Here is a 9,887-nt window from a genome sequence, read left to right as displayed (position 1 = left end):
GACGATTTGAAATCGTCAGGCTTTTTTTTATAGACTAAAATTTATTATTTATCTTTTTTGTTTCCGCCACCAAACACCGAGAAGTGTACGTAACGTTTAGGATTTGCTTTTAAATCTATCATCAATGCATCAAGATTTTTAGAAGCACTATTTAAATTGTCAGAAAGGGTTTTGTCGTTTAACAGTTGTCCCAAACTTCCTTTACCTTCTTTAATTCCTGAAATTACACTTTGAAGATCAGCAATTGCATTATTGGCATTATCTAAAGTCTGTTTAAAATTTGCAGCTGCAAACTTATCGGTAACGGTATTAATATTGGTTAAAATATCGCTAATTTTCTTGTTGTTATTATTTAAGTTGGCAGTAATTCCTTCAACGTTTTTGAAAATAGCCTCAATACGGGCACTTTCAGATCCTACCAAACCATCTACTTTTTTCGATGTATTTTCTAAAGAGGCCAATGTTCCAGCAATGCTGTTAAAGCTCTTATCCACATTCTTTTGGAAATTAGGATTTAAAATAGAGTTCACACTGCTAAGTATTGAATCCATTTTACCGATAATTAATTCTGCTTTTTTCTGAACAGGCTGAACTTGCTCCATCAAACCTTTTTCTACATTGGCATTTAATGTGAAGCCGTCTTCAGCCATTTTTTTCGAATTACCAAGAGACATCACAATCGCTTTGCTTCCTAATAAATCAGTGCCCTCTAAACGGGCAATACTGTTTTCAGGAATATCGTATTTACTATTGATGCTTAGTGTTGCTAAAATAGTTCCTCCTGGTTCCAATTGTAGCTTTGCTACACGGCCGATTTGATAACCATTAATTAAAACAGGTTTTGAAACGGATAAACCATCTACTCTTGTATACCGTGCAAATAGAGTTGTTTCACTGGAAAATATGGAATTTCCTTTTAAAAAGTTGTATCCTATAATGAGTAATGCAATGGCAAATGCAGCTAATATACCTACTTTGGTTTCGTTCTTAATCTTCATGAGTGTTTTGTATTTGACGGATACAAGTGGCAAAATTAGTAATAAATACTTGTCCGAGGCGTAATTCTTTATTTTTAAGTGTAAATCATATTAATTATTACATAATGCTTACACAGTTGTTTTTGTTTGATATGTGATACTATTTTGTCTGGATTTTAGATTTTTGATTATAATTATTTAACCTCGACAGATTTTTTGTAGTTTTTAATGGCAGCTAAAATTGATTCTGCGATCTCATTTTGTCCTTTTTCAGAATTGATATATTTTTCTTCTTCTTTATTGGAAATGAAGCCAACTTCAGTTAAAACCGCTGGCATACCGCATCTTTGAAGCACTAAAACACCTTGTTCTTTCACCCCGCGACTTAAGCGCTTATCCCTGCTGATGTAACTGGTTTGAATTAGCTTCGCGAATTTAATGCTTTTATCCCGAAACGTATTCTTTAAGAGCGATAAAAGAATAAATGTAGCTGGATTATTAGGGTCATAACCATCATACTTGGTTTTGTAATTTTTTTCTAGCTTGATATCGGCGTTTTCCCTTATCGCTGCATCTTGTTCTTTTAAGCGATGGGAGCCAGCTACCAGCGTTTCAGCGCCCTTAATGTGTTTGTTCCCGGCAGGCATCGAATTGCAGTGGATCGAAATAAAAAGATCTGCATTGGCGTCGTTTGCGATCTCAGCTCTTCTATACAAATCCACGTCAACATCCTTTGTACGGGTATAAATGATTTTGATGTCTGGCAGCTCTTCCTTCAACTTAACACCCAATTTCAGCGCAACTTTTAAAGCAATTGCTTTCTCAGTAGAAAAACTTCCTGAAGCCCCAGGCTTTTTTCCGCCATGTCCCGGATCAATTACAATGGTTTTAATTTTATATCCCTGAGCTTGTAACTGTTTGGAAATAAATGGCGTTAAGAAAAATAGAAAGGCTAGAAGTTTTATCTTCATTTTTGGGGGATAGATTAGAATGATGTTTCTGCGATGCGCTTGTAATTTTTAATAGCTTTAATAATCCCGTTAACAATTTCTGTTTGCCCTTCAGGCGAGTTCATATAATCTTCTTCATCTGGATTACTCACAAAGCCGATTTCAGTTAAAACAGCAGGCATAGAGGCTCGGGCTAAAACGGCAAGGCTTTTCTCTTGTACACCACGATTAATTCTACCTGCGCTGATATATTCCTGTTGAAGCAATGAAGCAAACTTCAAACTTCTTTCCCTGTTGGTTTGCTTCATTAATGACAGCATAATATCATTTTCAGGCGTATTGGCGATAAAACCTTCGTAATTTTTCTGGTAGTTATCTTCTAAAAACATAGAAGCATTTTCCCTTTTAATTACCTCATCCTGTTCACCCAGGCGGCCCGTACCCGATACGAAGGTTTCGGTACCGCGTGTCGAAGTGCTTTTAGAAACTACTGAACGGTAAACCGGAACTTTTCTACCTTTAACTTTTTTGTAATAATCTACCACCTTTGATACCCTTACTGGCATATCATTTAAGTGAATTGATATAAACAGATCAGCCTTAGCATTGTTAGCGATATTGATTCTTTCATATAAAGGAATGAAAACATCAGTTTGTCTGGTATAAATAACTTTGATATCTTTTATACTATCCTGAAGAGCCTTACCCAGATTAAGTGCAGTTTTTAACGCCACATCTTTTTCTTTAGAATAAATCCCGTGAGTAGCCCCGTCTTTGCCACCATGGCCGGCATCAATTACGATTGTTTTAATTTTATATTCCTGTGCAAAAGCTTGATTATCAATTGTATTGACTAAAGCAAAACAAATAATAAATGTTAAAATGGTTTTAAGATACATCAATGGTATATTTTTCACTAATTTTGAACGTTTTTGATTAAACATTTGTGCAAAAATAACATTCAAATACGAATTTGAAACTTCTTACTAGCTCTATTTTACTAATTTCTGTCATTTTATTAACACATGGTGTTGGTAAAGCTAACGCATTTTCTTCTTTTTCATTGCAACAAATTATTCAACAGGATACTTCAAAAAGGGATACATCCAAAAAAGAAGGAAAAAACAACAGTGGTTTAGATCAAAAGGTAGAGTACCGTGCCGATTCTGTTAAGTTTAATAAAACGAAGAGTGTTATTTTCATGTATGGCAATGCCCGTGTAAATTATGGTGATTTCGAGCTCGACGCCGATTACATTCGTTATGATTCGCAAACGAAGGTGATTTTTGCAAGTGGGAGAACCGATCCAAAAACCAACCGATATGTCGGTAAACCCATATTTAAGTCGGGTGCTGAGGGTTCTGCAATTGCCGATTCACTTTATTACAACTCAGAAACTACACGGGCGAAGGTATTTGGCGTTTTTTCTGAACAGGAGGGCGGTTACTTTTCTGGTGGTCAAAGTAAAAAACAAATTGATGATGAGCTGCACATCAAAAATGTGATGTACAGTACCTGTAATTTACCTCATCCTCACTTCGGGATTTTAATTACAAAGGGTATAGCTACTGAAAAGCAAATTATCAGTGGGCCAATGTATATGGTTTTTGAAGGCGTACCTACACCAATAGGCTTACCATTTGCTTTTTTTCCAAAACCAAATAAAAGAACATCAGGGATTATTTTGCCTACACCGGGCGAGGATGCGACAAGGGGATTCTTCCTGCAAAACGGTGGATATTACTTAGGGCTTAACGATTATTGGGATGCCAAATTTCTGGGTAGTATTTACACCAACGGATCTTATGAAACCAGCATGCTCACCAACTATATTAAACGTTACAAATACAGCGGAAATATTGGTTTGAGTTATAATAGTGTTAAAAATGGACTCGAAGGTACGGAAGCATTTAGAAACCCAAATAAAGATTTTAGTATCAGATGGTCGCATTCTCAAAATGCCAATGCCAATCCTGGTTCTACTTTTAGTGCAAGTGTAAATATTACTTCGAGTAGTTATTACACCAATAGCCCGGCAAACCTGAATTACGATCTAAATGCCATAGCGAATAATACAACAAATAGTAGTATCAGCTACTCTAAAACATTTTCGAATAATATGAATTACTCGTTATCGATGACGAGTAATCAAACCCTTAGAACACGCGACGTTTCCATCAGGCTGCCTGATGCGACATTTAACGTACCAACTTTTAGTCCTTTTGATTCCAAGACCCGTGTTGGCGAGCAAAAATGGTATCAAAAAATTACGGTTGGTTATGCGTTGCAAGGAACTAATGCTATCGATACGAAAGATAGCTTACTATTTCAAAATGATGGATTGAAGCGATTAAGATCAGGCTTTAGTCATACCATTCCGGTTAACATGTCATTTACAGCATTGAAATATTTAAATTTTTCGATGGGAGGAACGTACAATGAAGTTTGGAATTTCCAACACATTAATAAGAAATTTACGACTTTTGAGGATGGTACTTATACTGAAAGAGTGGACACTTTAAGTGGTTTTGAAAGGAGGGGTAGCTATAACCTATCTACCAGTATGTCCACCAAAATTTATGGTCTGAAGCAGTTTAAGAATTTAGGTAATATCATTGCCATGCGTCACGTGATTACGCCAAACATTAACTTTAATTATTCACCAGATTTTACAAAGGCTGGCAGCGGTCCATTCGTTGCCGCTCTTTCCGAAAATGAATTTTTAAATGCAGAAAGAACAATCAAAAAGCCAATAGTCGATGCTAATGATAGGCAAGTAGCCTATTCTATTTTCGAAGGCATGGCCTATCCAGGTTCTTTTGGTGGCCCGCAAGCTGCAATTGGTTTCGGCGTGGATAACACAGTTGAATTAAAGGTCAAATCAAGTAAAGATACTACTGGAACAGGCGAACGCAAAATTCCAATTATTCAGGGATTGAGCATATCTGGGCAATATAATTTCTTAGCAGAAAGAAATAAACTTTCTACTTTAAGCTTTAACGGGCGCTCTCAGTTTACAGACAAATTGGGAATTAATTATAACGGTACATTCGATCCATATGATGTAGAGGAATCGAGAGATGCAAATGGTGAAATTATTAGAAATACTGACGGCTCTCCTGTTTTCGAAAGGAGCAATAATTATTTGTTAAGAAAGGGTAGGCTGGCCAGACTTACTAACATAGGTTTCTCTTTTGATTACAGTTTGAATCCCGATGCCTTAAAACGTAAGAACGATGCCAACGATAAGTTGAGTGAAACTGCAAAGCAAAAGGGTTTGTCTCCAATTCAGTCAGAACAATTGGCAGCGATCAGCAGAGATCCTAATGCCTTCGTAGATTTTAATATTCCCTGGAATTTTTCATTTTCATACAGCTTTCAATATAGCAGAAGCGATGCTGGAGTAAGTAACGTGAGCAACACACTTAATTTCAATGGCGATTTTAATCTTACCCCAAAATGGAAATTTACCTTTAACTCCGGTTACGACTTTCAAAACAACGGCTTAACGCCAATGAACATTGGTATTTATCGTGATTTGCACTGTTGGGATATGAGTATCAACTGGGTTCCCTTTGGCGCCTACAAAAGTTATTCCTTAACGTTAAAGGTAAAAGCATCTATCCTTCAGGATTTAAAACTGAGCAAAAGACAAGGTTTCTATAATACCTACCAATAAATTATGCTAGCTGAAATTATAACCATTGGCGATGAAATTCTGATCGGCCAGATTGTTGATACCAATTCGGCCTGGATGGCTAAACAACTAAATTTGATTGGCGTCTCTGTAAAACAGATTACCTCAGTTTCTGATGAGGAACAACACATTTTATCAAGTTTAGCAGAGGCCGAAAAACGTGCCGATATCATTTTGATTACCGGCGGATTAGGGCCAACGAAAGATGATATCACCAAAAAAACACTGGCCAAGTATTTTGGAATGGGTTTTCGTAGAGATGAAGGCGCATTGGAAATGGTGGCTTCTATCTTTAAAAAATTTAACCGGCCATTACTCGATATTAATATTCAGCAAGCTGATGTACCTGATGGCTGCGAAGTAATCGTAAACCGAAACGGAACGGCACCTTGTATGTGGTTTGAGCAGAATAATAAGATTTTTGTTTCGATGCCTGGTGTTCCTTATGAAATGATGTATTTGATGGATGATGAGATTCTTCCAAGAATTAAATCCAGATTCCAACTTCCATCTATTGTTCATAAAACTATTCTTACCGCAAACATCGGCGAATCGTTTTTAGCTGCAGAAATTGAAGAAATAGAAGACAATTTACCTTCACATATTAAATTAGCCTATTTACCAAAGCTCGGGCAGGTGCGTTTGCGTTTATCTGCCAAGGGTGATGATGAAAACGCTTTAAAAACCGAAGTAAAAATCTACGCACAACAAATTATTTCAAAAGTTAACAAGTTTGTCGTTATTGATGAGGATATTCCGCTTGAAAAAGCAATTCTGAATATGATGAAGGAGCGTGGACTAACTTTATCTACAGCGGAAAGTTGCACGGGTGGCTACATAGCGCACTTGATTACGCAACACCCAGGTTGCTCATCCGTTTATTGGGGTGGCGCTGTAGCATATGCTTACGAACTCAAAGAATCCATTTTGGGAGTAAAAGAAGGTACTCTGGCTAAGTTTGGGGCAGTAAGCGAAGAAACTATTGTTGAAATGGCAGAAGGTGCGTTAAAGCATTTCAAAACAGACTATGCTATTGCAGTGAGCGGAATAGCCGGACCTGATGGCGGCACAGTTGACAAGCCTGTGGGAACCGTGTGGATTGCGATAGCATCGAAAGCGAAAACGTTAGCTAAAGTGTTTAACTTCAGTAACAAACGCATTCAAAACATCGAGCGATCGGCTGCATCTGCCTTGGTGATGTTATTAAATCTACTTAGAGAAGACTTACACAAAGAATAAAAATAGTATTTTTGTCGCGTTACCAATATATAATACTGTAATTTAATATGGCTCAATACGAACTATTGTTACCAAAAATGGGTGAAAGTGTTGCCGAAGCAACTGTGATTAAATGGGTAAAGCAAATTGGCGATTCTATTGATTTAGATGATACCATTTTAGAGATTGCAACCGATAAAGTCGATTCTGAAGTGCCTTCACCTGTAGCTGGAAAATTGGTAAAACAATTATTTAAAGAAGATGAAGTTGCCCAGGTTGGGGATGTAATCGCCATTATTGAAACACAAGCCGCAAACGACGTTGTTGAAGAAGAAAAAACTCCCGTTTCGGCTCCGGTTATTGAAGAAAAACCAGAAACTATTCCTGGTATAGCGCAACTCCCTGTAGAAAAACCGGCTGTGCAAACTGATTTTTCTTCATCTGAACGTTTTTACTCTCCTTTAGTGAAAAGTATTGCCGCTCAGGAAAACATTTCATTGGCTGAACTTAATTCGATAAAAGGTTCTGGAGCTGATGGCCGTTTAAATAAAGATGATTTATTAAATTATATTTCAAGTAAAACAGGAACGAAAGCTGCTGTTAATACGCAAGAAAAGTCAGAAGCAATTGTAGAAGCAAAAGCTGATACGGCTCCTTCGCAAACACCAGCAGTAAATAAAACTACAACTACATCATTTTCTGGTGGCGATGAAATTATAGAAATGGATAGAATGCGAAAACTCATTGCAGACCATATGGTGATGAGTAAAAGCACTTCTCCACACGTTACCTCTTTTGTGGAAGCCGATGTAACCAATTTGGTTTTATGGCGTAACAAAGTAAAAAACAGTTTCGAAAAACGTGAGAACGAAAAAATTACTTTCACACCAATTTTTGTTGAAGCGGTTGCCAAAGCGATTAAAGATTTCCCGATGATTAATGTTTCTGTAAATGGAACGCAAATTATTAAGAAAAGTAATATCAATATTGGTATGGCTGCTGCTTTGCCAAGCGGTAATTTAATTGTTCCCGTAATCAGAAATGCTGACCAACTTAACCTTGTTGGTTTAACTAAAGCGGTAAATGATTTAGCAGCAAGAGCCAGGGTATCTAAGCTTAAACCAGATGAAACGCAGGGTGGAACATTTACCTTAACAAATGTAGGTTCTTTCGGAAATGTGATGGGGACGCCAATTATTAATCAGCCTCAAGTGGCTATTTTAGCTGTTGGCGCCATCAAAAAGAAACCAGCTGTTTTAGAAACTGAGCATGGTGATGTAATTGCGATTCGACACATGATGTTCCTTTCTTTGTCATACGACCATAGAGTGGTAGATGGTTCTTTAGGTGGAATGTTTGTTCGCCGGGTTGCTGATTATTTAGAAAATTGGGATTTTAATAGAGAGATTTAGAGATAACGTCATCCTGTGCCTGTCGAAGGACTTGCTAAATACTTTAAATAGCGTTTCGACAAGCTCAACGTGACAGCATCGAGGATTATACAATTCTCTATCAATATTTCATTTATTTAAACCAAATTATCTCTTGTCTGTTTTTGACTAAAGACTAAAGACTAAAGACTAAAGACTAAAGACTAAAGACTAAAGACTAAAGACTAAAGACTAAAGACATGGCTAAATTTTCAGAATTAATAAATGGCGATAAACCTGTTTTGGTTGATTTTTTTGCTGAATGGTGTGGTCCTTGCAAAATGATGAAACCGATACTAGCGCAATTAAAATCTCAGGTTGGTGATTCAGTTTCAATTATTAAAGTAGACATTGATAAAAACCAATCGGCTGCATCAGCATATAGCGTTCAAAGTGTTCCAACATTAATGTTATTTAAGCAAGGCAAACAAGTTTGGCGTCAAAGTGGTGTATTACAGGCCTCGCAGTTGAAGCAAATTATTGATTCGTTCGCTTGATTTTAACCTATCTTGAAGAACAGAAATTAAATAGCCCTGATTGAACGAAAAGCCCGAAGTGTAGAGGGTTTGTGTATCGGGCGGACTTGAAGTGAAAGCAGGAGTGACGAATATAAATGCTTCTGCCATTGCGCTTCAAAGACAATAAATTATACTTCTAAAACCAAATTTGGTGTAACAGCGAATATCTGCTCGTTTGTTTTCGGATAAATATTATACAAGCCAGTGAACGTACTGAAAGCGGGCAAAACCGCATACTCCTTACCGAAATAAAAACATGGAAACTTTAAGCGTTGCTTCGCTTTACCTACAATGGTAACGCCAGGATGAATGTGTCCGCTGATTGGATACAGTTCCTCTTCAGTGCATTTTGGCGCATCGTGAATGAAGCAGAAAGGACCGAGGCAAAAACTGGGTTCGTGAATGTCAATCTGCATGGACGCGTAATCTGCGTTTGCCAATCGATCATGGTTGCCTTTAACCAACAGGAAATTTAGTCCGCTGAATTGTTTTCTCCACTGCGCAAATTCATCAATATCTGAATTTAAACCATGGTGAAACATATCGCCATTAATTAGCAGGGTTTTAGGATTGTATTTTTCGATAAGCAAACCTAAGCGCTGTAAATCATTCTGAGCGATGGTTGATGGCACCTGCACACCCGCTGAACGAAAGTGCGCCGATTTGCCCAAATGCAAATCGCTAATGGCTAAAAGTTGATGTTCAGGTAAATATAAAGCCCTTTCTTTATCTAAAATCAGTTCTTCTCCGTGGCTTGTTATGGTCATTAATTTTTATCTAATATAGTTCGTGATTGCGAGGCACGAAGCAATCTTTTAGTTGAGATTGCTTCGTGCCTCGCAATGACGAAAAAGTAAAAGAATAGTTTACTTAAACTTTTCCGATTCTGCTTTCATTCTTGCAATTCTTTGCTCCAACTCTTCCGAACTCATGTTTTCTCGCAAGCTATCAACTTTTATCGGAAAAGATAGCGGCGTAAAACTTTTAGGATTGGTAATTACCACTGCTCCATTCTGAATTCGCTCTAAAGCGGCGGCCAAACGTGGTTCTTCCAGTTGCTGATAAAAACTTCATCGTATGCCTGGCAGTGTGTACGT

At 37.4% G+C, this 9,887-nt stretch carries 8 protein-coding genes; 4 read left to right on the top strand and 4 right to left on the bottom strand.

What is annotated here, in order from left to right; genetic code table 11:
- Nucleotides 1-44 precede the first annotated feature (44 nt).
- From ON09_RS19870 to ON09_RS19860, 3 genes are all read right to left on the bottom strand, one after another.
- Complete coding sequence (locus ON09_RS19870; protein ID WP_010602823.1) at nt 45-998, bottom strand: MlaD family protein; 954 nt, start codon at nt 996-998, stop codon at nt 45-47.
- A 173-nt stretch (nt 999-1,171) separates the two neighbouring features.
- Complete coding sequence (locus ON09_RS19865) at nt 1,172-1,948, bottom strand: N-acetylmuramoyl-L-alanine amidase family protein (protein WP_010602822.1); 777 nt, start codon at nt 1,946-1,948, stop codon at nt 1,172-1,174.
- Between the two features lie 14 nt (nt 1,949-1,962).
- Complete coding sequence (locus ON09_RS19860; protein ID WP_010602821.1) at nt 1,963-2,826, bottom strand: N-acetylmuramoyl-L-alanine amidase family protein; 864 nt, start codon at nt 2,824-2,826, stop codon at nt 1,963-1,965.
- A gap of 74 nt (nt 2,827-2,900) precedes the next feature.
- Here ON09_RS19860 and ON09_RS19855 point away from each other — a divergent pair, with 74 nt between their 5' ends.
- The 4 genes from ON09_RS19855 (at nt 2,901) to trxA (ending at nt 8,769) form a co-directional block, all read left to right on the top strand.
- Nucleotides 2,901-5,606 (top strand): putative LPS assembly protein LptD, encoded by a 2,706-nt coding sequence (locus ON09_RS19855; protein ID WP_010602820.1) that lies wholly within the window; start codon nt 2,901-2,903, stop codon nt 5,604-5,606.
- A 3-nt stretch (nt 5,607-5,609) separates the two neighbouring features.
- Nucleotides 5,610-6,863 carry a competence/damage-inducible protein A gene (locus ON09_RS19850; RefSeq protein ID WP_010602819.1) on the top strand — a complete coding sequence of 418 codons (1,254 nt, stop codon included), beginning with the start codon at nt 5,610-5,612 and terminating at the stop codon, nt 6,861-6,863.
- Nucleotides 6,864-6,910: 47 nt separating this feature from the next.
- Nucleotides 6,911-8,254 (top strand): dihydrolipoamide acetyltransferase family protein, encoded by a 1,344-nt coding sequence (locus ON09_RS19845; RefSeq protein WP_010602818.1) that lies wholly within the window; start codon nt 6,911-6,913, stop codon nt 8,252-8,254.
- A gap of 218 nt (nt 8,255-8,472) precedes the next feature.
- Nucleotides 8,473-8,769, top strand: a complete 297-nt coding sequence (trxA, locus tag ON09_RS19840; protein WP_010602817.1) for a thioredoxin — start codon at nt 8,473-8,475, stop codon at nt 8,767-8,769.
- Between the two features lie 149 nt (nt 8,770-8,918).
- Here trxA and pdeM read toward each other — a convergent pair whose 3' ends face one another.
- The gene (gene pdeM / locus ON09_RS19835; protein WP_010602816.1) at nt 8,919-9,557 is read right to left on the bottom strand and encodes a ligase-associated DNA damage response endonuclease PdeM; all 639 of its coding nucleotides are present in this window, start codon (nt 9,555-9,557) and stop codon (nt 8,919-8,921) included.
- Nucleotides 9,558-9,887: the final 330 nt, after the last annotated feature.

The organism is Pedobacter agri PB92, from assembly GCF_000258495.1.
In the GTDB taxonomy this organism is placed as follows: Bacteria; Bacteroidota; Bacteroidia; order Sphingobacteriales; family Sphingobacteriaceae; genus Pedobacter; species Pedobacter agri.
This window is presented reverse-complemented; position numbering and strand designations above follow the sequence as displayed.